Origin of the sequence: Psychroserpens sp. (assembly GCF_036960315.1) — a bacterium.
Taxonomy (GTDB): domain Bacteria; phylum Bacteroidota; class Bacteroidia; order Flavobacteriales; family Flavobacteriaceae; genus Psychroserpens.
In genome coordinates this window covers 133,183-159,753 of the sequence record NZ_JBALVR010000001.1, presented here as the reverse complement: position 1 = coordinate 159,753, position 26,571 = coordinate 133,183, and the positions used below count along the sequence as shown (strand labels likewise).

The following is a 26,571-nucleotide window of genomic DNA, read 5'->3' as shown; positions in this document are numbered from 1 at the left end:
TTAGAGTTTTTAATTTTTGGCAAAAGTACAATCGAATAAGTGATACTACATTACCATTACGTTAAGAAATATTAACTTTTTGTTAAGATTTTTTAACTTTTAAAAATACTTAAAATTTTCTTAAAATATGAAATTAGGACTTATTTTAAATAAATATTTATTTAACAACACTACTCTAGATTTTGGTAGTGTTTAATGAGGTTCTGGGTGGACACATCGTGATTGTTAACAATCTTTTCGTTTTTTAATTCCTTCAAAATAGAATTTGCCAATTGTTTTCCTAGTTCTACACCAAATTGGTCGTAGCTAAAAATATTCCATATGACACCTTGAACAAAAATTTTATGCTCATACATCGCAATTAACTTTCCAAGGCTTTCAGGAGTTAATTTATTGATCAAGAATGTTGTTGTTGGCTTATTTCCGTCGAAAACTTTAAAAGGTGCAATTTTCTTTATTTTTTCTTCGGAAAGTCCTTGTGCTTCCAATTCTTTTGTAGCAGTTTCCATGGATTTACCCTTCATCAATGCTTCAGTCTGTGCAAAGAAATTAGACATGAGTTTATCTTGATGATCTTGATTGCCATGTAGTGATTTTGCAAAGCCGATAAAATCTGCTGGAATTAATTTAGTGCCTTGATGAATTAATTGAAAAAAGGCATGCTGTGAATTGGTTCCTGGTTCGCCCCAAATAATAGTTCCTGTCTCATAGTTAATTTTCTTCCCACTTCTATCAACACTCTTTCCGTTGCTTTCCATAATACCTTGTTGTAGGTAGGTAGCAAACTGATTTAAATATTGGGAATATGGTATAATAGCTTCCGTTTCGGCATCGAAAAAGTTATTGTACCAAACACTTAAAAGCGCAGTGATAACAGGTATATTCTTATCAAAATCTTCATTTTTAAAATGCTCGTCCATTTTATGAGCACCTAAGAGTAGCTTATCAAAATTATCAAAACCGGCAGCAAGACTAATAGACAAACCAACAGCACTCCATAACGAGAAGCGACCTCCTACCCAATTCCACATTGGGAAAATATTGTTTTCATCAATACCGAAGTCTTTAACCTTTTCAATATTTGTTGACACCGCAACAAAATGCTTTGAGACAGCATTTTGAGGTGCGTATTTTAAGAACCATTCTCTTAAGGTATTGGCATTAGACAAGGTTTCTTGCGTTGTAAATGTTTTTGAAACGATAACAAAAAGGGTTGTTTCTGGATTCAAGTTTTTAATCACTTCGTTGACATGATCCCCATCTACATTACTCACAAAATGTGTTTTTAAATGATTTTTGTAGTATGCTAAAGAATCTACGACCATTGCTGGACCCAAATCTGATCCACCAATTCCAATATTAACAACATCTGTAAATGGCTTATTGGTATGACTTTTTAATTCGCCATTAATAATTTTATTTGCAAAGCCTTTAATTTTTTGTTTGACTTCAAAAATTTCAGACATTACGTTTTCACCTTCAACAACAACTTCAGCATTTTCTGGATTTCGCAATGCGGTATGCAATACTTCGCGCCCTTCAGTTTGGTTGATAGCATCACCTCCAAAGTATTTGTTCATGGCATCTTTTAAATCGACTTCATTTGCCAATTCTATTAACAAATCAAGAGTCTCTTTAGATATACGATGCTTAGAATAATCAACATAAAAATCATCCCATTTAATGGTCATATCATTTGCTCGATTAGTATGCTCTGCAAATAATGTTGTGATAGGTTTGTCTTCTATGGTTTTGAAATGCGCTTGTAATTTACTCCACGCTTTTGTAGTTGTTGGATTAATCGTTTTTAATGCCATTATTGTAGTTGTAAAATTGAATCTTCTTCTATGTTAATTGGGAACTCGTTAAAACTGTCTTTAATTTTTATGTCATCGAGTCTTATTTTTATAGGCGCTATAAAATCTAAATATCTCACTTTTAGACTATCTGAAATAGGTTTGGCCTCAGGAAGTTTTTGTCTTAATGGATCGACTTGCTTTCCATTTTTCCAGAACCGATAACACACGTGTGGTCCACCTGTATTCCCAGTCATTCCAATCCAACCTATCACATCACCTTGTTTTACAAAATCACCTTTCTTTACATTTTGTGCTTTCATATGCAAATACTGCGTACTGTAAGTTGCATTATGTCTTATCTTAACATATTTTCCATTCCCTCCTCGTCTTGTCGATTCGGACACTGTTCCGTTGGCTGTTGCTAAGATTGGTGTTCCAATGGCAGCAGCAAAATCAGTCCCTTTATGCGGTCTCAATTTATAACCGTAGTATTTGATGCGACGATTGAGATTGTATCGTGACGAAATGCGACTAAATTGCACAGGCCCTTTTAAAAATGCTCTTCTTAAGTTTTTAGCTTCATCATTAAAGTAATCTATAACCCCTTTAACAGAATCTGTTTCGAACTGAAAAGCATAGAAGGGTTTTTTTTTGTGCTCAAAATACACCGCCTTAATGTCATGAACACCGACATAAATAGAATCATCTATGTATTTATCAGTATAAATTACTTTAAATCGATCTCCTTCTTGAAGTCTTCTAAAATCAATAGTCCAGGCATATATTTCATCGGCCATTTTATAGGCTAACCTTGGACTTAATCCTTGTTCAATCATTAATTGTGAAATTCCCATACCATCAGGAATTATTCCTGTAGCGGTTTTCTCAACATATTTAATGTCCTTTCTACTCGTATAGGCATGAATAGAATCAGCAAAGCTAATTACAACATAATCAACACTATTAGGTTGATAAATAAAACATTGTGGTGTTTGCAAAGAATCATTAGTACATAATAGCGTATAAGGTTTACCAATATTTAAATTTCTAATATCGAAGCTATCTTTAGCTTTTTCAGCAATATTAAAAATCCTTGGATAGCCTATCTGGTTACGTTCTAGGATTTCGCCAAAGCTATCGCCTTTTCTTATTGTATCTCTCTTTACAATGTAGTCTTCTAGAACAAAACCAAATTCTCTTTTTGGTTCTGGCTCAACTAGCGTTTCTAAATCTTCTATTGTCCCTACTTTTTTATCGTCGTCTTTACAAGACCATAAACCAATACAGATGAAAAGTGCTATTAATATTTTTTTTGGTTGCATTAAGTTATTCCGTTTTAAGAACTCATTTTAAAAAAAATTGGTTTTTGCGAAAAGTCAAATTCAGTTCTATAAGTTGTCTCCCCAATTTTCTATTTCTTGTTCGCTCCAAAGTTCTGGAAAAAATATGCGTTTTTGATATTTAGGATGCATATATTTTTTCCAATCGCTTCCTCCTGTTGCTTCACCATCTCCTGTTCCGCTTTCAATATAATGTCTTGCTGCATTATAATGCGCCATTACCCAAGTGATATTCACTGTGTAATCGTAGTGTCTCATGGCTTTAACTAAATTTTTATTTTCTTGATCTTTCTTAGGAAGTTCTTTGAATCGTGACCATAAATTCTTAGTATTATAGGTTTGCATAAAACGAATAAAATCACCTTTGTAGCGTTTTTCAAAATTGACTAAGAGTGTTGATTTTTTTCCTGTTTTATAATCTTTCCCAGCAGCTTGCCAATACAAATGTTCAAAAGCATGTTCAAATGGCGTGTTGCGATCTATCGTTTTTCTGAATCTGTAATCTATAAGGTTTATGAGTTCTGTAGAAGAAAATTCAATCATCCTATATTGTGCACTTTGAAATCCACTAGCTGGTGTCAATGTATATCGAAACTTCATGTATTGCTCAATTTCCATACCTTCTCTCATAATATTGAAAGAGGTGGTAAGCATGTCGAAATAGCGACTAATACGCATGAGTTTATTCTCAAAATATTCGACATTCAAATCCTCCTTTTCGGCGACTTGTTGAATTTCCCACAAAATCATTTTAAAATTGAGTTCATTAATTTGATGGTAAGCAATAAAGACCATCTCATCTGGAAGTGTTGTACGCTGAGTTTGAAGATTTAAAAGCGCGTCTGTTTGAATATAGTCCCAATATGTAATAGGTTTACTGTAAAGCAAGCCATATAGGTGGTCATGAGTATCTTGGTCTATTGATGTATATTTCTCTTGAAGTTGTTTTATAATGTCGTCAAAATTCGGTGTGTCTTTCATGTTTTGTTAGTCAAATTGAATAGGAAAATAATGTTTTAATCCTTTGTAAGATTCTAGATCTGCTCTTAATGAGCCTACTGCCAAATCGGCTTTAATTTTTAATGGAATCTTATTCTTATCTGCGCTCACCCAAAGGGTTAAACTTTCTTGTTCTTTAAACACGCGTCCAGCCATTACGTATGGTCTAAACTTAAGTGTTTTAATTTTACCAAATTCGGTTTTTATGGTTTCACGACCTAAAAACTTGAGTTTAAAATTGTAATTCTCTTCATCAAAAAACATGTTGAGTTCTACAATATCTCCTACTTTAATATTGTTAGTTTCATAGTTATTCCGGAGATAGTAAAAAGCAGAGACCATATCTTGCACATCTTGTGCTGTAGCGACTGTTTTTTTTGTTTTATATTTTTTGTTTTCAACAAAGGCTTCCTTTTTATTGTGATCAAAAGCAATCTCTATGTCCTTGGTATGACCACCTTCGTCTATTTTTCTAATAAACTTGTATGGCATGCCCGTTTCTTTATCAAAATAACTTTCGTAGCGATCTTTAACTTTAAAAAACCATTTGATAGCACCTGTAGTCCATCCTTTTCCAACAACATGGTATACAGGCTTTCCTTTTAACTTTGTTTCTTTAATCGATAGTGTAGCGTTTCCTGCTTTTAGAAATCCGCTATAACTCATTCTAAATTTAAACCATTCACCATCTTGAAATGCGCTTTCCTCTTGGGCAATAGAGCTTTGCATACAAAATAGAACACTAATTATAAGTAGTACGTTTTTCATCGTTTCAAAATATTGTAAATGTAACTTATAGCATTACATTTTATTGTTTGTAATGAATATTTACAATTACTATTCCAAAAATATAAATTTTATTGAAACCATTATAAACAAAGGTGTTATAGTTCTGTTAGATTTTATAGAAAACTCCATCAATTGAGATGGAGTTTTCTTTTGGAGTTAAATATTATTATAGCGTTCCGCGTTTGGCTTGTTCTCGTTCTATAGATTCAAACAATGCTTTAAAGTTACCTGCGCCAAAGCCTTGTGCTCCCATTCGTTGAATAATTTCAAAGAACAAGGTTGGTCTATCCTCAAGAGGTTTGGTAAATATTTGAAGTAAATAACCTTCCTCGTCTGCATCAACAAGAATAGATAATTTTTGAAGTTCTTTAATATCTTCCTTCATCATTTCCATATGCACTCCTAAACGTCTCGGAATATCATCATAATACGATTGTGGTGGTGGTGGCAAAAACTCCACACCTCTTGCTTTAAGTTGTGCAACAGTTTTAATGACATCATCTGTTGCAACAGCAATATGTTGCACACCAGAATCTTCATAAAAATCGAGATACTCTTCAATTTGCGATTTCTTGGCTGCTTTTGCAGGTTCATTAATTGGGAATTTGATACGACCATTACCATTACTCATCACTTTACTCATGAGCGCCGAATATTCTGTATGAATTTGTTTGTCATCAAATGATAAGAAATTTACAAATCCCATCACATCTTCATACCACTTTACCCAAGTATTCATTTGTCCCCAGCCTACATTACCAACCATGTGATCTATATATTTTAGTCCAACAGCTTCTGGATTATAATCTGATTCCCATTTTTCAAATCCTGGCATGAATGTTCCTTTATAATTTTTACGTTCAACAAACATATGCACTGTTTCTCCATAAGTATAGATACCTGCTCTAACCACTTCGCCAAACTCATCGGTTTCAACTACTGGCTCCATATAAGACTTTGCTCCTCTTTTGGTGGTTTCTTCATATGATTTTCTAGCGTCATCAACCCAAAGTGCAACAACTTTAACACCATCACCATGTTTTACAATATGATCGTTAATTGGTGATTTGCTATTAAGTGGTGTGGTTAATACCAGCCTAATTTTATCTTGTTTTAAGACGTAGCTCACAGAATCTCTTGACCCTGTTTCCAATCCTTTGTATGCATACGATTGAAATCCAAATGCCGTTTTATAGAAATGAGCCGATTGCTTCGCATTTCCAACGTAAAATTCTACGTAATCCGTTCCTAAAAGCGGTAAAAAATCTTGAGCATCTTCAAAGATTTTTTCTAATCCGTAATCGACACTTTTTACTTCTTTTGCCATAATGTTTAATATTTATTCTCCCTAAGGAATTGTAATTATTTTAATTAGTAATACTGTCTAGTGTTGGCGCTTCTACTTCTATAATTTCTCCTTCATCTATTCGAATCGAATCAATACGAATCGTATCTCTTTCGTATTCGTAATCACGTTCATCTTCATACAAACTGTCATTTTCCCATTCATAATAGAAATCATCTCCATTTTGTTCAATATTATAGGCTTCTTTAAATATCTGAGAAACCATAACGCCATAAAAGACAAAATATAAGATATAGCCTATCGTTACTAATGATCCTAAAATTATAGCTATAATATTCAAGACCTTGGCAGTACTTACATTGGTTCTACTTTGAGGTGCGTAAACATCTGAATTTAAATGGTATGCTCGCAAACTTTTGTTTGCCATCACCAATCCGATGATACCCATGATTACTGGGACAACGGCAAAAACACCGCAACAGCAACCTGCTAACGCGATCACTAATCCTATAATTCCTAAAATCATTGCAGTAGGGTCTGCAGGCAATTTATTGTATGACATATTCTATATCTAGTGTTCCAACCAAGATTTAAAGTAATCTTCATCTGCTATTTTAAGCGCTTCTTCCGTAATCTGTAAAGGCTTGAACGTATCAACCATTACGGCTAATTCATCGGTTTTCACTTTACCAATACTACGCTCTGTAGCTCCAGGATGTGGACCATGTGGTATACCTGCAGGATGCAGACTAATATGCCCAGCATCGATATCGTTTCGACTCATAAAATCACCATCTACATAATATAAAACCTCATCACTATCTATATTACTGTGATTATAAGGTGCCGGAATGGCATCTGGATGATAGTCATACAAACGAGGCACAAAACTACATACAACAAATGCATCGGTTTCAAAAGTTTGATGCACAGGAGGTGGTTGATGAACTCGACCTGTGATAGGCTCAAAATCATGAATTGAAAATGCATATGGATAATTAAACCCATCATAACCCACAACATCAAAAGGATGTGACGCATAGACCATTTCAAAGATATCATCTTGCTTTTTAACTTTCATTAAAAACTCACCTGACTCATTGTTAGTTTCCAATTCATAAGGCTGTCTTAAATCACGCTCACAAAATGGGGAGTGTTCTAGCAATTGACCAAACCAATTTCTATAACGCTTAGGTGTGTAAATTGGTCGGCGAGACTCTACAATAAAGAGCCTATTATCTTCCGTATCGAAATCTATCTTGTAAATAATTCCTCTAGGAATTACGAGATAATCGCCATATTTAAAATCTAAATTACCTAGATGAGTTCTCAGTTTACCCGTCCCTTTATGAACAAAAATGAGTTCATCAGCATCAGAATTTTTATAGAAATAATCAGTTGTAGATTGCTTTGGTGCAGCAAGAATAATAGTGCAATCACTATTAGTTAATACCGCTTTTCTGCTTTCTAAGTAGTCATTCTCTGGTTTTACTTTAAAACCATGTAAACGATAAGATTGTATATGATTTGCTTTAGCGACTTTAGGCGCAACACTGTACTGCTTATTAATTGCTTTAACTTGTGTTGGCCGTTGCTCGTGATAACTATTGGTAGACATCCCATCAAAACCAATAGTACCAAACAATTGCTCATAATACAAGCTCCCGTCTTCTTTACGAAATTGGGTGTGTCGTTTTGGTGGAATCTTTCCTAATTTATGATAAAAAGGCATCTTTTTTAAGTTTAAAAAGTTGATTTGTTATACGTTAATACGCATAAAATAAGTGTTTTTAAAGATACAAAAAATGCTTACTTATTCAGAATTTTATCTGATACATTTTATTGTTTTCGATAAGACAGATAGAACACAAATATAACCAAGAAATTAAAATTAAATTAGCACTCATTGTGCTTCTCTTGATAAGCAAATGAAGATGGCTTAGTAAATCTTTGAAGACTAGATTTGACATGTTTCAAATATTGAAAAATTTTGTATCATGATTTAAACTAATTTTTAAATAAAGTGTAGAAAATTTTCTATATTTAAATAATTTTATCTATATTTGGAATAGACAGTAATGAAATTTGGGTCATAAAGAAGTCTCCCATTTCAAATTGCAGTCGAGTTGCAACGTAAACAAGCGCTTGTTTTATTATTAAAAAAATACTTCTTAATTTAAATTTGACTTCTAATGACTTCTTGAATTATACATTAATCAACCTAGATGATTAGGTTATAAATTTTTAGAAATCATGAAAAAAGCAATAACACTATTTTTTTTACTTATTGGATTAAGCCTTAACGCACAAGAATTTAGCATGTGCAATTTAACTATTACTAGTGTGTCAATTTCAGGAGATGTTAGTTTTGGCGCAAAAGGATTGGATCTATCCAAAGCATGTATAACACTAACTGGGACTTCTGATATATGCGATAGTAACGGCAAAGTTGTTTCTTCTGGACTAACAGTCACGGTTACGTCATCGGCCTGTAGTGAAGATAGAATGGCTGGTTCTGGTATGTCGGGAGATAAAATATTCATTCCTTTTGAACTTTTAGGTGAAACACCAAAGTTTGAAGGACAGGAAATTCCTTTGGTATATCCAAATCCAAGCAAAGGTAAATTTACCTTAAAAACTAGCAAACAAAACTTGAAGGATTCAATAAAAATTATATCCATATCAAATGGAAAAACTGTAAACGCGAGTCTAATTAAAGTCAATAACGGTTATAGTATTGATTTGACTAGATATCCTCATGGCATTTACCTATTAACTTACAACAAAGATGGACAAGAGTTTTCTCAAAAAATAATCAAAAATTGATTTTAATAACATCGCGTATTTTATGTTCAAAAGACTTATTTAAAAACAAATAAACTCATATTTCTTTAGTGTATTCAAACGCACAAAGTCTTCAGTTTATGATGAAAATCACACTAGAATAATCTTTCTATTAAAACCCAAAAATAAATATCAAATACTTTTACGATGTTCTGGTGAGTCGCATATTTTGACATGTCTCAAATATTGGAAAATTTAGATTATAACGTAAACAAAAATATTGTAGAATATTTTCTATATTTAAATAATTTCATCTATATTTGGAATAGACAACAATGAAATTTGGGTCATTAAGAAGTCTCCCTTTTTAAATTGTAGTCGAGTTGCAACGTAAACAAGCGCTTGTTTTATTATTAAAAAAGTACTTCTTAATTTAAATTTGACTTCTAATGACTTCTTGAATTATATATTAATCAACCTAGATAATTAGGTTATAAAATTTCAGAAATTATGAAAAAAGTAAGTTTAATAATTATAGCTACGCTAATTATTGGTACTGCATTCGCATTTGAAACGAATCACAAAACCGAAGAAAACATCAACAATAAAGCTCCAATTGAAATAAACTCAAATGAGAATCTAAGCTCACCTCGTATGTGCTGTAGAAGGACAGCAAGTAATGAAGAAGGCGAATCATGGACTGCCACAAGATGTTACACTCATGCCGATGGAGCAATAGCCAAAGGAAGAGCTTGTGCTTTAGCTCAAAGTGATGCAAATAAAGCCCAGCTACAAGCTGCTGAATACATTTTTACGGACAACTCTGGCAATTGAAATAATTAAATTGTTAATTTAAAATAAATTTTAAGGGACACATCATGAAGAACATCATAATTACAATACTTTCATTTTTCATTTTTCATTTTTCTTATTCTCAAAAAGAAACCATTGAAGTCAACTATGATTCCAATTACTTAGATGAGAAAGATAACTACGGATCATTTAACTTTTTTAACGGAATATTGACCACCGATGGTAACAAAAGTGTATATGCTATTACTTTAAAAGACACTATTGCTGAATCTGACTTTTTTGGTCTTATTGATAATACCGAGTTCAATTATTCAAATAATTACTACAAGTCAAATTTGAATCAAGTAACATATTACAGAGAAAAAAGAGGTTTAAAAAAAGCGAAAATCATTAAAGATAATTACAAACATAATTGGCAATTGACAGAAGAAATCAACTACATTCTTGATTTTACTTGCCAAAAGGCTACGACGTCATTTAGAGGTCGAGATTATGAGGTTTATTTTACCAAAGATTTGGCTTACAATGATGGTCCCTTTAAATTTAACGGATTACCTGGATTGATTCTTCAAGTCAAATCCATAGATGGCACTGTAAATATCACAGCTAAATCAATAACTTATATTGAAGAAAAGGTTCCTTTAAATCCGTATTTGAGCATAGAGAACACCATAGATTTTACGGATTATAAAAAACTTTATAAAAAATACTTTAATAATATGACAGGGTACAGACCTGATATAGATTCTGAAATATCTGTTCCTAATAGGTATATTGAATATCTGATTGATGAATAAAGCCTTTTTTCTATTGTTAAATCCAAAAACTATGGCGTTTAACTGCATCATGGTTTTTTTTCTTTTTACAATTTCCTTTTCGTTTTCCCAAACCATTCGAGGTAGAGTAAATGACAGCATAGGTCAACCGTTGTTTGCTAATATATTAATTAAGAAAACATCTAATCTCGAAAACATTATTCAATATACAACTACAGACAATGATGGAAATTATAATTTGGAGTTGAGGTTTCCAAAGGATTCTTTAATACTTGAATTAAGCTCACTAGGTTTTGAAACACAGATTAAACATTTATATCTCCTTAAAGACAGAAATAATAAATTGAGAATAGATTTTGTATTAAAAGAAAAGTTAAATCAACTTGATGAAATCGTTTTAAAATCAATGGAACGTATCAATTTAAAAAAAGATACAATTACCTACAATGTTGAAGCGTTTAAGGATGGTACAGAAAAGAATATTGAAGATCTTCTAAAAAAGCTTCCAGGCATAAAAGTTGAATCGAACGGTGAAATACGATTTAAAGGAAAAAGCATTAAAAAACTTCTCCTTGATGGTGATGATTTATTTGGAGCTAATTATCTGATAGGCTCAAGAAATATAAACGTTGATATTATTGAAAAAGTACAAGGCATAGAAAATTTTGAAGAAAACCCGCTATTAAAGGGGTTAAAAGACTCAGAGGACGTTGTATTGAATTTGACACTAAAAGAAGACAGAACAGATGTTTCAGGAAATACAGAATTAGGTTATGGCTATAAAAACCATAAGGACGCATACGCAACTAGTATAGTTGCAAGTAAAAAGCTTAAAGCATTTAGTATAGTATCTTACAACGATATTGGGAAAAATAATTCACCATATAACCTTAATGGCGCATCGTTATTAAGGAATCAGAGTAACCTTCTTATCAGCGCAAAGTCTTTGTTGTCTGAAGGTAATTTCAATTCTATCCTTAACAATAGTTTTCATGTTAATAATAGCTCTCTATTCTCCAGTACAAATGGCATATATAAAGTATTAAAAAAATCTTCTATTAAATTAAATATTGGTGTTTATAATGACAAGCTTGAAAGATTGAATAAAAATAGCACTGAGTTTAGTAGCAACAGTAATGAAATAAGCCTTAACAACACTGAAAAATTAATAAAAAAACCAACCGTATTTTCAAGCCAATTCTTATTTACAAATCAAGAGAAAGATAGTTTAAATTGGAACTATAAAGGATTGATTAACATTAGAAAATCCCATTTAACGAATATGAGTAATAACAATGGGACATTGACACAGCTAGGAGAATTGTCGACTAATACATTTACTACATCTCACGAGGTAAATTTAGTTTCAAGATTAGATAAAGAAAAGGCTATAGAAGCAACTCTCAAGTACAGTTCAAGTAGTGCTCCTCAAGAACTTAATTTACTTCCAGGCTCTATTTTTGAAACCGATCAAAGTGAGCAATTTGAATTAAATACACAAAATAGTGAGTTTAAAAAGAACATTTTTCAATCGAAAATTAATTATACAAGGAAAAAAAATAAAATTCAATACACAATAAACTCGGGATTTAATCATTTCAATAACCGGTTACAATCTTCGCTTCATAATTCAGAAAATGAATTCAATTCAAATTTCACTAATAATATGAGTTATAAAATCAACTCGATTTATATTTTTCCGAAACTAATTTACAATAACAAAAGGAGCAAATTTACCTTATCTCTTAATTTACAATATAACACCTTAAATTATGATGACTTTATCAACGACACAAAAATAAAAGATGTAGGCTTAGTTTTATCTCCTAACATTCAATACAATTATAAGTTTTCAAAAAAAATAAGTGCTTATGTTTATTATTCGTATAATGAAACTTTACCTGAAGAAGACAACTTATACTCTAATATCATACAAACAGATTTCAGGTCTTTCTCTAAAAACGAAGTAGTTCTAAACTACATAAAATCTAATTGGTTTGATCTGCGTTTTAAATATTATGATTTCTATAGCAGAACGACTATTAACTTGGGCGCTACACATGTTATTAGAGATGGGAATTACTTTAATGAATCATTTATAAACCAAAACTTAGTAATTGATTCAAATTTTTATAAACTTGTAACGACCAAAAACTACAGTCTATTCTTCTCTTTTGAGACCTACCTGCATTTTTTAAAAAGTACTTTGAAATTAAATACAGCGTATAATCTTTCCTTCGACAAAAATGTTATCAATAATTCCGAATTAAGAAATATTACAAACAAAAACCTACAAACAAATTTCATCATTCGTACAGGTTTTAAATCTAAATTAAACTTTGAAAATAACTTAAGTTTTGAAAATAATAGATTTGAAATTTCAAATCTGAACAACAACTTAAATACCCTTACTAACCAACTAAAAGCAGTATACAAAATTAATAAAAGCGTCTATTCAAACACTATTTTAAGTTTTATATCTCCAAACTTATCAAACAATAGTAATTATACATTTGTAGATACAGAATTAGTTTTTATTCCAGAAAACAAAAATCTTCAGTTTTCTATTGTTGGAAAAAACTTGACCAATGTTAAGAATTTTGAAACCACTTCAATCAATGATTATTCAGAATCTAGTCTTTCCTATAATTTAATTGAACGATATATAATGATTAAAACATCTTTCTCATTTTAAAACCAAAACCCAATATTAAAATACCAAACACTTTTACGCTGTTCTGGTGAGTAGCTAAATTTTGCCTGAACTGGTCCTAAAAATGTTTCAACGCCATAACCCAAACCATAACCTCTATAATCAGGTAAAGTAAAGGCTTCTGCAGATTCGAAAATATCTTCATCTATATTTGCCCAGTTAGCCTCTAATGTCAAATGATGTTTATGGAATAATTCATAATCTGCACTCGCATAGGCTTTCACAAAACTGTTTCCGGTTAATGAAATAAAGTCGTAGCCTAAAAACGGAATGAAATTATTAATCAAATTATTACCATATCCACCTAATACAAAATCTAAAGTATTAGTTGAATTGTCTCCAAATTTAAAACCACCACTAGCCTGAAAATTAAAACTCATCTTATCAGAAATACTAAACGCATAGCCTATATCAGCTTTAGCAATTGAAAAATGATCAAAGTCTTTATTAAAATTTGATGCAAACAAATAAGAATGAACATCTCCATTAAAATAAACACCGCTAGACGGATAATATTTATCATCATAAGTATCGAGTTTCAAATTTGCGAAGGCACTAAAATAATCGGTGTTCTCAAATAGGAACTCGTCGGTCTCATTATCTATGGTAATCGTTTCCGATTTAATCGTCAATCGTTTGTGCTCTGCTCCTATACTCAAAGCAAAATCCTTTCTAAATAGTGTCTGCAGATAAAATTGATTGGTTTGATCTCTTAACTTAACCTCTAGTTTATTAATTCCTGAAGCTATAAGTTGTGCTTCATCTAATAGTAATTCGGCAGGAATATTTTTTTCAAATTGATTATATCGAGATCGTAACCCTACACTCCAATAAAACCCTTTGTCTATGAAATACTCAAAGTTATATCTCACATTATCACCCAAAATTAAGTCAAAAGAGACTACATCGTTATTAAAAAGCAAACGCTTTTTTGTTAAATTGGCTAAAGCTGCACTTTTGTATAAATCATCAAAGTGTATACCTAATTTCAGAAATGTAGCTACGGAGTTTTCAGTAAGTTTTGCGCTCAAATCATAACCTTCCTTGTCTTTAGACTTTTTAAATTCATATTGAAATGCATCAAAATTATTGGTGGCAACTAAGTTGTTTACACCCTTACTAAAATTGGAATAGCTCACTTTTTCGTTGCCTTTAAGTTTTAGTTTTCCCAGAATATATGATCGTGTGTAGCGTTCATTACCTCTAACACTTATCCCATTAATTATAATGCTATCCTTATAGGTTAAATCTAGCTCGGAGTGTTTATCATTGGCCATTATTTTTGGCAGTTCTTCTAGTTGTCTCAACTTCTCTAATGCTGCTTTTTTTCCGTTTTCTACAATTTTTTCCCCTTCGCTAAAAGAGACGACGCTAAAACCCTTAATATCTGGTTTGATATAAATATCTGTCATTTCAGACTTCAATTTCATGTCATTTATTGTTCTAAAATTATTGATTTGCAAGAGTACATCAGGTGCAGAAACCATTTCCTCACGAGTCGCTAAATCGTCTTGTACATCGACACCAATAATGATATCCATCCCTTTAGCTTTAAGCTCATCAATAGGGTAATTATTAGAGACTCCACCATCAATAAGCACTTTATCATCAATATTTACAGGTTGAAATAACGTAGGAAAAGCACCACTTGCCGTAATGCTCAATGGTAGATTCCCTGAATCCAAAATCACTTGCTCTCCTGTTTCAATATTGGTTGCAATACAAAAAAACGGAATTGGCAACTTCTCAAAATTATCAATTTCACTGACATGCAAAGTCAATTTTGATAATAAATTGAATACATTTTGTCCTCGAGATAATGCTGATGGCAACTTGAGTTTAAACTTATTGAATGGTAACGAAATTGCATACTTCTCGGTATTGTCTCGTTCATAAAAATTCTTTGACGAACGAGGTAAATTATCACTAATTACAGTGTCAAAATCTAGGTTTCCAAAAATAGAATCCAATTGCTTACCAGAATAACCTGAAGCATAGAGCGAACCTACAATGGCTCCCATACTTGTACCAGCTATATAATCGATTTTAATACCAAGGCTATCAATAACCTTAAGTACACCAATATGTGCAAATCCTTTTGCCCCTCCACCACTCAGCACCAAACCAACTTTAGGTTGCTTTTTGCCGTTTTCTGTTTGCGCTTTCAAAGAAACCGTACAAAAAAGAACTAATATGATTATAATTTTAAATTTCACTTCTTACTGTAATACTCTATTATTTTTTGTGCTCTGGATAACCCAACCACTTTTTCTAAATCTTCTTTTTTTGCTTCGGAAATACGCTTAACCGATTTAAATGTTTTCATCAAAGCTACAACCGTTTGCTCACCTATTCCCGATATCGTATCCAACTCTGTTGTGAGCGCACTTTTACTTCGTCTATTTCTATGATGTTCAATACCAAAACGATGCGCCTCGTTTCTTAATTGTTGAATCACCTTAAGTGTTTCGCTTTTCTTGTCTAAATATAACGGAATTGGATCATCTGGATAAAATAATTCTTCCAAACGCTTCGCAATTCCGATTATGGCAATTTTATTTCGGAGATTTAAAGCATCCAAGCTTTTTAATGAAGAGGAGAGTTGCCCCTTTCCGCCATCAATAATAATTAATTGTGGTAAAGGTTGTTCTTCATCAAGCAAACGTTTATAACGTCTATAGACCACTTCTTCCATAGATGCAAAATCATCGGGACCTTCAACTGTTTTTATATTGAAATGACGATACTCTTTTTTACTTGGCTTTCCATCTTTAAATACCACACAAGCTGCTACTGGATGTGTCCCTTGAATATTTGAATTATCAAAACATTCGATGTGTCGAGGTTCTCCAGATAAGCGTAAATCGACTTTCATTTGTGCCATAATTCGGTTGGCATGACGATCTGGATCAGTAATTTTTACTTGCTTGAAACGCTCCATCCGATAATACTTAGCATTCCGAAGCGACAAATCTAATATATGTTTTTTATCTCCTACTTTCGGGATTGTAAGCTTAATTTCATCTCCTAAATCAACTTTAAATGGTACGTAAATCTCATTGGATTTTGAGTTAAAACGTTGCCTAATTTCAGTAATTGATAATTCTAGAAGGGCTTTATCTGTTTCATCTAACTTCTTTTTAATTTCAAGTGTATGGGATCTAATAATACTTCCGTAGGACAACTGTAAAAAATTAACATATCCGAAGCTTTCATCACTCATAATACTAAACACATCGACATTACTAATCTTAGGATTTACAATAGTAGATTTTGCTTGGTAATTCTCTAAAACTTCAATTTTTTCTTTGATGCGTTGTGCTTCTTCAAATTGCATCTCTTGAGCCAATTGCTTCATTTGGACTTTAAATTGAGATAATGAATCTTTAAAATTTCCTTTTAAAATTTCTCTAATAGCAACAATACCTTCGCTATAGTCTTCTTCAGTTTGCAAGCCTTCACATGGTCCCAAACAATTCCCTAAATGATATTCTAAACAGACTTTATATTTTCCTGCAGCTATCTTTTCTTCGGAAAGATTAAAATTACATGTTCGTAATTGATATAATCCTTTAATTAAATCGAGCAAGGTGTGTACTGTTTTCATACTCGTATAAGGTCCAAAATACTCTGAACCATCTTTAAATACACGCCTTGTCGAAAACACTCTTGGGAAGCGTTCTTTTTTTATGCAAATCCAAGGATAGGATTTATCGTCTTTAAGCAAAACATTATAACGTGGTTTGTATTTTTTTATCAGGTTATTCTCTAATAAAAGCGCATCGGTTTCAGTCTCAACCACAATATGTTTTACACTTGCAATCTTTTTTACAAGAACCCTGGTTTTACCATTCTCATGAGTCTTTGTGAAGTATGAACTCACTCGTTTTTTGATGTTCTTGGCTTTACCTACATATATCAATTTATCCTCCGCATCAAAATATTGGTAAACACCAGGTTGATGAGGCAAGGTTTTTAATTGAATATCTAATGTGGGTTTTTGCATTACTCAAAGGTAAATGAAAAGGGAATACTGAAAAAATTAAATACTAACGTTTTAGTATATTGCGCTTAGTTAATATGGTTTTGGTTTAAATTATAAACAAAATACATTAATTGCTTTATATGAATATTGTTATTTTATCAAGAAATTCTCAATTATATTCTACACATAGACTGGTAAAGGAAGGTGAAGCAAGAGGCCATGAAGTGGAAGTTATTGATCCTCTAAATTGTGATATCATCATAGAAAAAGAAAAGCCAACTATCTATTATAAAGATCGCTATTTAGATTATGTCGACGCTATTATCCCTAGAATTGGCGCTTCTGTTACTTTTTACGGCTGTGCCGTTTTAAGACAGTTTGAAATGATGGGTGTGTTTACGATAGTAACTTCAGATGCTATTTTACGATCTCGAGACAAACTGAGAAGTTTACAACACTTAAGTAAAGTTGGAATTGGGATGCCCAAAACCGTTTTCACAAATTACTCACGAGATGTCGAAGAAGTTATTGAACATGTTGGAGGAACTCCTGTAATCATAAAACTTCTAGAAGGGACCCAAGGTCTAGGCGTTGTTTTAGCCGAAACAAAAAATGCTGCCGAATCTGTTCTAGAAGCCTTCAATGGGTTACAAGCTAGAGTGATAGTACAAGAATACATCAAAGAAGCCAAAGGTGCAGATATTAGAGCATTAGTTGTTGACGGACAAGTCGTTGGCGCTATGAAGCGTCAAGGTAAAGAAGGCGATTTTCGATCTAATCTTCATCGTGGCGGAACTGCGAATATTATTAAATTAAGTGAAGCCGAACTAAAAGTTGCCATGAATGCCTCTAAAGCCTTAAAACTCCCTGTTTGTGGTGTTGACATGTTACAATCTGCAAGAGGCCCTTTACTTCTCGAAGTCAATTCAACTCCTGGTTTAGAAGGTATTGAAGTCGCCACAGGGAAGAATATAGCTGAAGTAATTATCACTTTTATTGAACGTAACAGAAATTAATACCTATTCAACTTCAAAATATCACATGTAAATTGATTTAAAATGAGCGAAAAAGATATTTTAGAGATACTGGGTAAAAAAGTAGCTCTAGGTAAAAGTGCAACGGTTAGCTTTAATGTGGCAAAATTACACACCCAGAACACTATAGATGTTCCTGTTATTATTGAACGCTCAAAAAAACCTGGACCAACAGTTTTAATTACTGCTGGTATTCATGGAGACGAAGTTAATGGTGTAGAAATTGTTAGACAGATTATTTCTAAAGGGATTAACAAACCTAAAAAAGGAACCATAATATGCGTTCCAGTAATCAACGTTTTTGGTTTTATACATATGGATCGTGAGTTTCCAGATGGTCGTGATCTCAATCGGGTGTTTCCAGGAATGAAAACCGGTTCTTTAGCAAGTCAGGTCGCTTTTAAATTGGTCACTGAAATAGTACCACATGCAGACTTGGTGATGGACTTTCACACGGGAGGTGCAGATCGTTTTAATGCGGCACAAATAAGAATCATTAAAGGTGAAAAAAACCTAAAGGAACTTGCTGAAATATTTGGAGCTCCTTTCGTGCTGTACTCAAAAAACCTCAACAAATCCTTTAGAAACACGTGTTATAAATTAGGAATTCCTGTGCTTCTCTTTGAAGGTGGAAAATCCTTCAATATAGATAATACCATTACCAATACAGGTGTTAATGGCATAAAGCGTGTCCTAGATCATTTAGAGATGCTAAATAGCAAATTTAAAGTCTCTCAACCCAAAAAACCTTGTGTATTTATTGCAGAAAGTAAATGGATTCGCGCAAGTCATTCTGGAATGTTCAAACATACGGTCACCATAAATTCTCACGTGGATAAAGGTGATGTTATTGGTCACATTACAGATCCTTACGGAAGCTTTAATCACTCTGTAAAAGCACCAAATAAAGGTTTTGTGTTTAATATCAATGAGTCGCCTATCATCTATCAAGGTGATGCAATTTTCCATATAACAACAGCTTTAAAAAATGACTAAAAACGAATTGCGAAAAACCCATAAACGACTTCGGAAGACTATTTCCGAAGAACAAATTGAAGACTTCAGTTTAGACATTGCCAACCAACTACTAACCTTACCGATTTGGGAACATGAATTTTATCACCTCTTCTTATCGATAACCGAACATAAAGAAGTCAATACCGATTACATCTTAAATATCCTCTCAGGAAAAGATAAACATATTGTCATTTCTAAAAGTGATTTTACGACACTAGAAATGTCACATTTTCTGCTAACCGATAGTACGAAAATCATAAAAAATGAATGGAATATCCCTGAACCGGTTAATGGCATCTCTATTAGTCCAGAACAAATAGATGTCGTATTTATCCCATTATTAGCCTTTGATAAATCTGGAAATCGAGTGGGTTACGGAAAAGGATATTATGATAAGTTTCTATCTAAATGTAGACCTAAAACCATCAAAATCGGACTCTCATTTTTTGAAAGCACAGAGCATATTATTGATGTGTATGACGGTGATATTGGCTTGGATTATTGTGTAACGCCTAATAAAATTTATTCTTTTACAGACTAATTAGCACAACTTTCACAATAGGCACTTCTCAAATAATTATCTTCTAACAATTGAAAAGTGACACCTCCTTCTCCAAAGGGATCAAAAAGTTTGCAATAGCGTGATTTATTCATGTTTAATGCATTCAACATGATAGTCCTGTAATCTGAAGTTTTCGTTAATTCAGGATCAATAATAGTTAAATTCAAATAATAGAATAATAGATTTTCATCAATATCAATACGCTTTACTTTATCTTTCAAAAGCTCCACAGATAAATCTGTATTAGCATAATAGCTAAAAAACTGTGCCAGACTCAAATAATCATAATCTGATAGCTTAAAATTTTTATAATTATTTTTTATAAACTTTACTGCCTTATCCTTATTTGCATAATCGCGTTTGCGCATCAAGTTTTGGGCAATAACGATATGATAGTTCACTAATATTCTTGAGATTAGATCGTCACTTATTCCATAATTTTTTAGAGCTTTAATTTCTGCTTTCAGTTTCTTCTCATCAACCTTAATTGCATTTTGTCGCCATAACTTTAGTTTGGTAACAGCAATATTGTATTTGACTCGTTTATCTTTTGGTGCCAATTTTTCAAGTTCGAGTAACTCATTATGAACTATCAAAATCTGAGGCTCCTCCAATAGATATTTATATGCTGAATTTTTATTTAAAAAGGTCGTGTATTTTAACTGGTTAGGCACTTCCATTTGATTCAATAAGTCGGGAGATACTTCTTTGTTTTTGAGCTTTTCAAACAACGAATTTTGAATTTTTAATGCTTCATCTAAATCATCTGAAGTAATAGACGTATTAAATTTATTTAAAAGTTCTGTGGCATCCAAATCTTTATAGACATCTTTCTTTTCAAGCTCCAAAGTGATTAATGCCTTCCTATGCTGTTTTAAAATAGGTTCCATTTCTGAAGATAATGCACCCACAAGTTTTGCTTTAACTTGCGCTTTGCTTAAACTCTTTAAATTTTCATAGGTTGTGTTTTCAATATCATTTAAAAACTCTACCCAATTCTCAGACGATGATATTTCATTTTTAATAGAAGGTTTTTGAAATGTTTGAAGCGCAGTTACAATACTAGCAGCTCTTTGTTCTTGGAGTTTTACATTACGCTCTAAACTTCCTTCTACCGAAGAGTAGGCTTTAATTTTAACTGATTTTATATTAAAATCGGTTAAGCGCAAAGAATCGTAAAGTGGCTTAATATCTTCTTGTGAATACTCTGATTTATTTTTCTCAAACGGAATTTTAAACTTTAGCGTTTTGTATTTCAAGACGTAAGCATCAGTAGAAGCCGTTTTTATTTCTTTGTCTTTATAGGTTATCGAATCAAGATACATTCCCATATCCATCAAATCCCATGGATAAGACTCCAAATCGTAAATCACATAATACTGACAGAGATTTTTATTACTTAGAAACAGTGTATTAAATTCGAGTTCTTTTTTTAATAGGTTGGCAGGAATACGTCCAACTAAAACACGATACATAGTTTGTCCCGATTTTTTAAGACCGCTTTTAAGTCGCTTTGAATACACAGGTGGCAGTAATTTACCTTTTATTTGAATGCGCTCTATGTCGTCAACATCACAAGCGTAGCGGTCTTTAGAGACAACATCAATTGCAATACCATCATTAGCATTCACAAAAAGGCTCTTAAACCACTCTTTATCATTAGTTTCAAAAAACAGACTGGCATTAACTCGTTTTATCCCAAACTTCACCTCTTTCGGTCTATTATTAAACGCCTGATTAAACTTTTGACAAACTTGGCTATTATAATTTGTAAAATCAATTCCAAATTGATTTTGGGCACTAATTATGTTTGACAAACACAAGGCCAAAAGCAAAATAACAAGACTTTTTAATTTCATAATTAGTATCTAGTTTTAAGAGTTTTAATCTTCTAATGCTACTTCTTCAACTTTCTTTTCAGAAGGTCCAAAAGCACGCTTATTAAAAAATATTAAGATTCCAATACCTGTACTTATCGCCATATCTGCAATATTGAACACCGGATCAAAAAAGCTAAAGGAGTCGCCTCCAATAAACGGTATCCAACTGAATAAATTCCCTTCCCATATAGGAAAGTGCAGCATGTCTACAACATTACCATGAAAAAGCGTATCATAACCTCCATCAGCTGGCATAAAAGTAGCGACTTGCCCAGAACTAGAATCGAAGATAATCCCGTAGAAAGCAGAATCGATAATATTCCCTAAAGCTCCAGCTAGAATAAGAGAAATCGCAAAAATTAAAGTTCTTGAACTCTTGTTTTTAATCGATATGTTTAGCCAATAACCAATCCCAAACACTGCTAAAATTCTAAAAACAGTCAAACAAACTTTAGCCGTCCTATCAGAAAGAAAAGACACAAAATCACTCAATTTTGTTCCCCAAGCCATCCCTTCATTTTCCACAAAAGCAATATGAAACCAATCAAAAACAATGGTCTTGTCATTTAAAGCAAAATGTGTTTTGATGTAGAACTTACTTATTTGATCAACAAGTAAAATAAGTATGATTAGAACTGTCGCTTTTTTTAAAGACATACATAAGGTTTAAGTCTTCTGATTAATAAAAAAACGTCTCTAAAGAGACGTTTTGTATATGTGAGGTCCTCTTTTTCTAAAGGGATTTTACTTCTGCATGTTTTTAGCTTCAATACTCAAAGTGGCATGAGGCACTAGCTCTAAACGTTTTTTGTTAATGAGCTTTCCCGTAACTCTACAAACACCATAGGTTTTATTTTCAATACGTATCAACGCATTACTAAGATCACGAATAAACTTTTCTTGTCTAATGGCTAATTGCGAATTAGACTCCTTACTCATTACAGCACTCCCTTCATCAAACGCTTTAAACGTTGGTGAGGTATCATCTGTACCATTATTATGATCGTTCATGTAAGCACTTTTGATTAATTCTAAATCGTGTTGTGCTTTTTCTATTTTTTCATGAATAAGTCTCTTAAACTCATTTAAGTCTTTATCTGGATATCTTACAGTGTTATTGGTTCCCATTTTTTATATTTTTTTAATAAACAATTTGGTATTTACATCATCAAAAGTAATTTCTATACCATTGTTTACAGTTTCTAAAATCTCTAATTCGTCGGTTAAGGTTTCGGTTTTAATATAGTCGATATTTGTTTTAATTGCACTTTCAATTTGTTCATCTTTTTGAAATTGAACTGCAATTCTATCCGTTAACTGAAATCCAGAATCTTTACGCAGGTTTTGAATTCTATTTACCAATTCTCTTGCAATACCTTCTTTCTTTAATTCTTCTGTTAGTGTGACATCTAAAGCAACGGTTATCGCTCCCGAACTTGCTACAAGCCAACCTTCTATATCTTTAGAGGTAATCTCAACATCTGATTGTTCTAAAGTAATCTTTTTTCCGTTAATTTCAACATCTAAACTTCCTTTTTGCTCAATTTTTTTGATGTCTTCAGCTCCTAAACCCTTAATTACCTGAGCAACAGCTTTCATATCTTGTCCAAAACGTGGTCCCAAAACTTTAAAATTAGGTTTTATTTGTTTGACTAATATATCTGAAGCATCTTCTAAAACCTCAACATCTTTAACATTTACTTCAGTCTTAATCAAATCTGAAACGGCTAAAATCTCTTCCTTCTGTTCTTTTGAATCAATTGGAATCATAATTTTTTGAAGTGGTTGACGCACTTTAATCTTCTCCTTAGCTCTTAACGATAATACCAACGAAGAAATTGTTTGGGCGCTTTCCATTTTGTGTTCTAAATGTTTATCAACAAAAGTCGCGTCAAATTTTGGGAAATCAGCTAAGTGTACACTTTCAAATGATTCTTTTTTCGTTACCGAATTTAAATCCAAATACAAACGATCCATAAAGAAAGGTGCAATTGGCGCTCCTAACTTTGCAATGGTCTCCATACATGTATAAAGCGTTTGATATGCTGAAATCTTATCAGATTGGTAATCGCCTTTCCAGAAACGCCTTCTGCTCAAACGCACATACCAGTTACTTAAATAATCCTGTGTAAATCCTGAAATAGCTCTCGCTGCTTTTGTCGGTTCGTAATCAGCATAATATTCATCTACCTTCAGGATCAATGTATGCAATTCAGATAAAATCCAACGATCAATTTCAGGTCGTTCTGCTAACGGGATATCTGCCTCTGCATAGGTAAACTTATCTAAATTAGAATATAATGTAAAGAATGAATACGTGTTGTATAAGGTTCCAAAGAACTTGCGCTTCACCTCTTCAATTCCTTCTAAATCAAACTTAAGGTTATCCCAAGGGTTGGCATTCATAATCATATACCAACGTGTGGCATCTGCACCATAAGTATCCAAAGTTGTAAATGGATCTGTCGCATTACCTAAACGCTTCGACATTTTCTGTCCCTTCTTGTCTAACACTAATCCGTTAGACACCACGTTTTTGTAAGCTACTGAATCAAATACCATCGTACTAATCGCGTGCATCGTATAGAACCATCCGCGAGTTTGGTCAACACCTTCAGCAATAAAATCCGCTGGAAATGATTTATTATCGTCAATGAGTTCTTTGTTTTCAAATGGATAATGCCATTGTGCATAAGGCATAGAACCTGAATCGAACCATACATCTATCAAATCGCTCTCACGTTGCATTGGTTGCCCACTTGGCGAAACCAGAACAATCGCATCAACAATGTTTTTATGTAAATCTATTTTAGCATAGTTCTCTTCGGAATTGTTTCCAACTTCAAAATCTTCATAAATATCTTTTGAAAGTACTCCAGCTTGAACCGCTTTTGCCATTTCATTCTTAAGTTCTTCAACAGAACCGATACAAATTTCTTCTGTACCATCTTCGGTTCTCCAAATTGGTAACGGAATCCCCCAATAACGTGATCTCGATAAATTCCAATCGTTTGCATTCGCCAGCCAGTTGCCAAAACGACCTTCGCCAGTTGATTTTGGCTTCCAGTTAATCGTTTTGTTTAGCTCATGCATTCTATCCTTAACATCAGTTACTTTGATAAACCAAGAATCTAACGGATAGTATAAAATTGGTTTATCTGTACGCCAACAATTTGGGTAACTATGCTTATATTTTTCAACCTTAAAGGCCTTATTTTCTTCTTTTAATTTAATAGCAAGCTCAACGTCAATTGAACGTTCTGGTGCTTCACCATCATTGTAATATTCGTTCTTTACATACTTGCCTGCAAACTCTCCTAGTTCTGGTCTAAAACGACCTTGTAGATCGACAAGTGGGACTAAGTTATCGTTTTCATCTTTTACTAATAGTGGTGGGATTTCTGGTGTTGCTTGCTTAGCAACCAAAGCATCATCGGCTCCAAAGGTTGGCGCTGTATGAACAATTCCGGTACCATCTTCAGTCGTTACGAAATCTCCTGAAATGACTCTAAACGCATCTTGCGGATTATCATTTGGCAGGGCATAAGGCAATAATTGTTCGTATGTAATTCCGACTAGATCGGCACCTTTAAACTCTTTAACAACATAATACGGAATCTTCTTATCTCCCGAATTGTATGCTAATAAATCTGATTTCTCTTCAACCAAATTAAACTTTCCGGCGAATTGATAATTCACTAACTTTTTAGCTAGTATCACATTCATTGGTTTGAACGTGTATTGATTATAAGTTTCAACCAATACATAATCAATCTTTGATCCAACAGTCAAGGCTGTATTACTAGGAAGGGTCCAAGGTGTCGTTGTCCAAGCTAAGAAAAAGATATCACCCTCGTCTTGTAAAAAATCTGGCAGTGAATCTGGATTTGCTTTAAATTGAGCTACAACCGTTGTATCGGTCACATCTTGATACGTCCCAGGTTGATTAAGCTCATGAGAGCTTAAACCTGTTCCTGCTTTTGGCGAATAAGGCTGAATAGTATAGCCTTTATACATTAATTTTTTGGTATAAATTTCTTTTAGCAACCACCAAACACTCTCCATGTATTTTGGGTCGTAGGTAATGTATGGATCATCCATATTTACCCAATAGCCCATTTTTTGTGTGAGGTCATTCCAAACATCAGTGTAACGCATAACTGCTTTTCGGCAAGCTGCGTTATAATCTTCGACAGAAATTGTTTTACCAATGTCTTCTTTGGTAATGCCTAATTCTTTCTCGACACCTAATTCAATTGGTAAACCATGTGTATCCCAACCCGCTTTACGCTTTACTTGGAATCCTTTCATGGTTTTATATCTCGGAAAAATATCTTTAATAGCACGTGCTAAAACGTGGTGTACTCCAGGTAGTCCATTTGCAGAAGGCGGTCCTTCAAAAAAGACAAAAGGCTCATTACCTTCTCTTGTAGAAATACTCTTTTCAAAGATGTTGTTTTCTTGCCAAGAGTTAAGAATTTCTTCTGCAACTTTTGGTAAGTCAAGTCCTTTGTATTCAGGAAATTTAGCGCTCATGATATCAGTGTTCTAATCGAGTCGCGAAATTAAGGAATTTTAGTAAAATTATGAGTGTCTTCTAGGCAAAAAAGAGAATACAATAATAGTAGTGAGGCCAGGATTATTTTGACACCTTATCTGATAATGATTTATTCTATAAAAAACACTTAAAAAAACACAATCTTAAATACAATTAATAATGCTAGTAGTAATAAGATTCTTTTTGTGTTTTTCATTGTAAATACGAAGAATTAGT

20 protein-coding genes are annotated in these 26,571 nt (G+C 32.9%); 7 read left to right on the top strand and 13 right to left on the bottom strand.

Features of this window, described 5'->3' with window-relative positions; translation table 11 throughout:
• Positions 1–170 precede the first annotated feature (170 nt).
• The 7 genes from pgi to V7719_RS00665 all read right to left on the bottom strand — a co-directional run bounded on the left by pgi (position 171) and on the right by V7719_RS00665 (position 7,965).
• The gene (gene pgi, locus V7719_RS00695; protein WP_335727930.1) at positions 171–1,817 is read right to left on the bottom strand and encodes a glucose-6-phosphate isomerase; all 1,647 of its coding nucleotides are present in this window, start codon (positions 1,815–1,817) and stop codon (positions 171–173) included.
• Complete coding sequence (locus tag V7719_RS00690; protein ID WP_335727929.1) at positions 1,817–3,121, bottom strand: M23 family metallopeptidase; 1,305 nt, start codon at positions 3,119–3,121, stop codon at positions 1,817–1,819. Before V7719_RS00690 ends, pgi begins: the two co-directional genes overlap by 1 nt.
• Positions 3,122–3,187: 66 nt before the next feature.
• On the bottom strand, positions 3,188–4,120 hold the full coding sequence (locus V7719_RS00685; RefSeq protein WP_335727928.1) for a tryptophan 2,3-dioxygenase family protein: 933 nt from the start codon (positions 4,118–4,120) through the stop codon (positions 3,188–3,190).
• A 6-nt stretch (positions 4,121–4,126) separates the two neighbouring features.
• Positions 4,127–4,906: a DUF3108 domain-containing protein gene (locus tag V7719_RS00680; RefSeq protein ID WP_335727927.1), complete on the bottom strand. Its 780-nt coding sequence runs from the start codon at positions 4,904–4,906 to the stop codon at positions 4,127–4,129.
• Positions 4,907–5,093: 187 nt separating this feature from the next.
• A complete protein-coding gene (gene hppD / locus V7719_RS00675) occupies positions 5,094–6,254 on the bottom strand; it encodes a 4-hydroxyphenylpyruvate dioxygenase (RefSeq protein ID WP_335727926.1) in 1,161 nt (386 codons plus the stop codon).
• 40 nt (positions 6,255–6,294) lie between these two features.
• Positions 6,295–6,795 (bottom strand): CCC motif membrane protein, encoded by a 501-nt coding sequence (locus V7719_RS00670; protein ID WP_335727925.1) that lies wholly within the window; start codon positions 6,793–6,795, stop codon positions 6,295–6,297.
• A 9-nt stretch (positions 6,796–6,804) separates the two neighbouring features.
• The gene (locus tag V7719_RS00665; protein WP_335727924.1) at positions 6,805–7,965 is read right to left on the bottom strand and encodes a homogentisate 1,2-dioxygenase; all 1,161 of its coding nucleotides are present in this window, start codon (positions 7,963–7,965) and stop codon (positions 6,805–6,807) included.
• Between the two features lie 521 nt (positions 7,966–8,486).
• On the opposite strand from V7719_RS00665, the gene V7719_RS00660 reads away from it, so the two are divergent.
• The 4 genes from V7719_RS00660 (at position 8,487) to V7719_RS00645 (ending at position 13,301) form a co-directional block, all read left to right on the top strand.
• Positions 8,487–9,059, top strand: coding sequence for a T9SS type A sorting domain-containing protein (locus V7719_RS00660; protein WP_335727923.1), 573 nt, complete (start codon positions 8,487–8,489; stop codon positions 9,057–9,059).
• A 468-nt stretch (positions 9,060–9,527) separates the two neighbouring features.
• Positions 9,528–9,851 (top strand): hypothetical protein, encoded by a 324-nt coding sequence (locus V7719_RS00655; RefSeq protein ID WP_335727922.1) that lies wholly within the window; start codon positions 9,528–9,530, stop codon positions 9,849–9,851.
• 44 nt (positions 9,852–9,895) lie between these two features.
• A complete protein-coding gene (locus V7719_RS00650) occupies positions 9,896–10,627 on the top strand; it encodes a GLPGLI family protein (protein WP_335727921.1) in 732 nt (243 codons plus the stop codon).
• 31 nt (positions 10,628–10,658) lie between these two features.
• The gene (locus V7719_RS00645; protein WP_335727920.1) at positions 10,659–13,301 is read left to right on the top strand and encodes a carboxypeptidase-like regulatory domain-containing protein; all 2,643 of its coding nucleotides are present in this window, start codon (positions 10,659–10,661) and stop codon (positions 13,299–13,301) included.
• On the opposite strand, the gene V7719_RS00640 is transcribed toward V7719_RS00645, so the two are convergent.
• Both V7719_RS00640 and uvrC read right to left on the bottom strand, forming a co-directional pair.
• Positions 13,298–15,487, bottom strand: a complete 2,190-nt coding sequence (locus V7719_RS00640; protein WP_335727919.1) for a patatin-like phospholipase family protein — start codon at positions 15,485–15,487, stop codon at positions 13,298–13,300. The genes V7719_RS00645 and V7719_RS00640 overlap by 4 nt on opposite strands.
• A gap of 44 nt (positions 15,488–15,531) precedes the next feature.
• A complete protein-coding gene (uvrC, locus tag V7719_RS00635; RefSeq protein ID WP_335727918.1) occupies positions 15,532–17,325 on the bottom strand; it encodes an excinuclease ABC subunit UvrC in 1,794 nt (597 codons plus the stop codon).
• 119 nt (positions 17,326–17,444) lie between these two features.
• Between uvrC and rimK the strand changes: the two genes are divergently transcribed.
• The 3 genes from rimK to V7719_RS00620 are packed head-to-tail and all read left to right on the top strand — an operon-like array spanning position 17,445 to position 19,896.
• Positions 17,445–18,320 carry a 30S ribosomal protein S6--L-glutamate ligase gene (rimK, locus tag V7719_RS00630; RefSeq protein ID WP_335727917.1) on the top strand — a complete coding sequence of 292 codons (876 nt, stop codon included), beginning with the start codon at positions 17,445–17,447 and terminating at the stop codon, positions 18,318–18,320.
• Positions 18,321–18,362: 42 nt separating this feature from the next.
• Complete coding sequence (locus V7719_RS00625; protein WP_335727916.1) at positions 18,363–19,334, top strand: succinylglutamate desuccinylase/aspartoacylase family protein; 972 nt, start codon at positions 18,363–18,365, stop codon at positions 19,332–19,334.
• A complete protein-coding gene (locus tag V7719_RS00620) occupies positions 19,327–19,896 on the top strand; it encodes a 5-formyltetrahydrofolate cyclo-ligase (protein ID WP_335727915.1) in 570 nt (189 codons plus the stop codon). Before V7719_RS00625 ends, V7719_RS00620 begins: the two co-directional genes overlap by 8 nt.
• Here V7719_RS00620 and V7719_RS00615 read toward each other — a convergent pair.
• The 4 genes from V7719_RS00615 to ileS form a co-directional block, all read right to left on the bottom strand.
• Positions 19,893–21,776: a hypothetical protein gene (locus V7719_RS00615; RefSeq protein WP_335727914.1), complete on the bottom strand. Its 1,884-nt coding sequence runs from the start codon at positions 21,774–21,776 to the stop codon at positions 19,893–19,895. The genes V7719_RS00620 and V7719_RS00615 overlap by 4 nt on opposite strands.
• A gap of 24 nt (positions 21,777–21,800) precedes the next feature.
• Complete coding sequence (locus tag V7719_RS00610) at positions 21,801–22,454, bottom strand: lipoprotein signal peptidase (RefSeq protein ID WP_335727913.1); 654 nt, start codon at positions 22,452–22,454, stop codon at positions 21,801–21,803.
• 87 nt (positions 22,455–22,541) lie between these two features.
• Entirely contained in the window at positions 22,542–22,925 is a 384-nt protein-coding gene (locus V7719_RS00605; RefSeq protein WP_335727912.1) for a TraR/DksA family transcriptional regulator, read from the bottom strand.
• A 3-nt stretch (positions 22,926–22,928) separates the two neighbouring features.
• Positions 22,929–26,333, bottom strand: coding sequence for an isoleucine--tRNA ligase (gene ileS, locus V7719_RS00600; protein ID WP_335727911.1), 3,405 nt, complete (start codon positions 26,331–26,333; stop codon positions 22,929–22,931).
• Positions 26,334–26,571 lie beyond the last annotated feature (238 nt).

Bases quoted from the DNA above. Each gene is read 5' to 3' on its own strand.
- V7719_RS00655 (WP_335727922.1), top strand. From the start codon at position 9,528: ATGAAAAAAGTAAGTTTAATAATTATAGCTACGCTAATTATTGGTACT.
- uvrC (WP_335727918.1), bottom strand. From the start codon at position 17,325: ATGCAAAAACCCACATTAGATATTCAATTAAAAACCTTGCCTCATCAA.
- V7719_RS00665 (WP_335727924.1), bottom strand. From the start codon at position 7,965: ATGCCTTTTTATCATAAATTAGGAAAGATTCCACCAAAACGACACACC.
- V7719_RS00645 (WP_335727920.1), top strand. From the start codon at position 10,659: ATGGCGTTTAACTGCATCATGGTTTTTTTTCTTTTTACAATTTCCTTT.
- ileS (WP_335727911.1), bottom strand. From the start codon at position 26,333: ATGAGCGCTAAATTTCCTGAATACAAAGGACTTGACTTACCAAAAGTT.
- V7719_RS00620 (WP_335727915.1), top strand. From the start codon at position 19,327: ATGACTAAAAACGAATTGCGAAAAACCCATAAACGACTTCGGAAGACT.
- V7719_RS00625 (WP_335727916.1), top strand. From the start codon at position 18,363: ATGAGCGAAAAAGATATTTTAGAGATACTGGGTAAAAAAGTAGCTCTA.
- V7719_RS00660 (WP_335727923.1), top strand. From the start codon at position 8,487: ATGAAAAAAGCAATAACACTATTTTTTTTACTTATTGGATTAAGCCTT.
- V7719_RS00605 (WP_335727912.1), bottom strand. From the start codon at position 22,925: ATGGGAACCAATAACACTGTAAGATATCCAGATAAAGACTTAAATGAG.
- V7719_RS00685 (WP_335727928.1), bottom strand. From the start codon at position 4,120: ATGAAAGACACACCGAATTTTGACGACATTATAAAACAACTTCAAGAG.
- V7719_RS00650 (WP_335727921.1), top strand. From the start codon at position 9,896: ATGAAGAACATCATAATTACAATACTTTCATTTTTCATTTTTCATTTT.
- V7719_RS00690 (WP_335727929.1), bottom strand. From the start codon at position 3,121: ATGCAACCAAAAAAAATATTAATAGCACTTTTCATCTGTATTGGTTTA.
- V7719_RS00615 (WP_335727914.1), bottom strand. From the start codon at position 21,776: ATGAAATTAAAAAGTCTTGTTATTTTGCTTTTGGCCTTGTGTTTGTCA.
- V7719_RS00670 (WP_335727925.1), bottom strand. From the start codon at position 6,795: ATGTCATACAATAAATTGCCTGCAGACCCTACTGCAATGATTTTAGGA.
- rimK (WP_335727917.1), top strand. From the start codon at position 17,445: ATGAATATTGTTATTTTATCAAGAAATTCTCAATTATATTCTACACAT.
- pgi (WP_335727930.1), bottom strand. From the start codon at position 1,817: ATGGCATTAAAAACGATTAATCCAACAACTACAAAAGCGTGGAGTAAA.
- hppD (WP_335727926.1), bottom strand. From the start codon at position 6,254: ATGGCAAAAGAAGTAAAAAGTGTCGATTACGGATTAGAAAAAATCTTT.
- V7719_RS00680 (WP_335727927.1), bottom strand. From the start codon at position 4,906: ATGAAAAACGTACTACTTATAATTAGTGTTCTATTTTGTATGCAAAGC.
- V7719_RS00610 (WP_335727913.1), bottom strand. From the start codon at position 22,454: ATGTCTTTAAAAAAAGCGACAGTTCTAATCATACTTATTTTACTTGTT.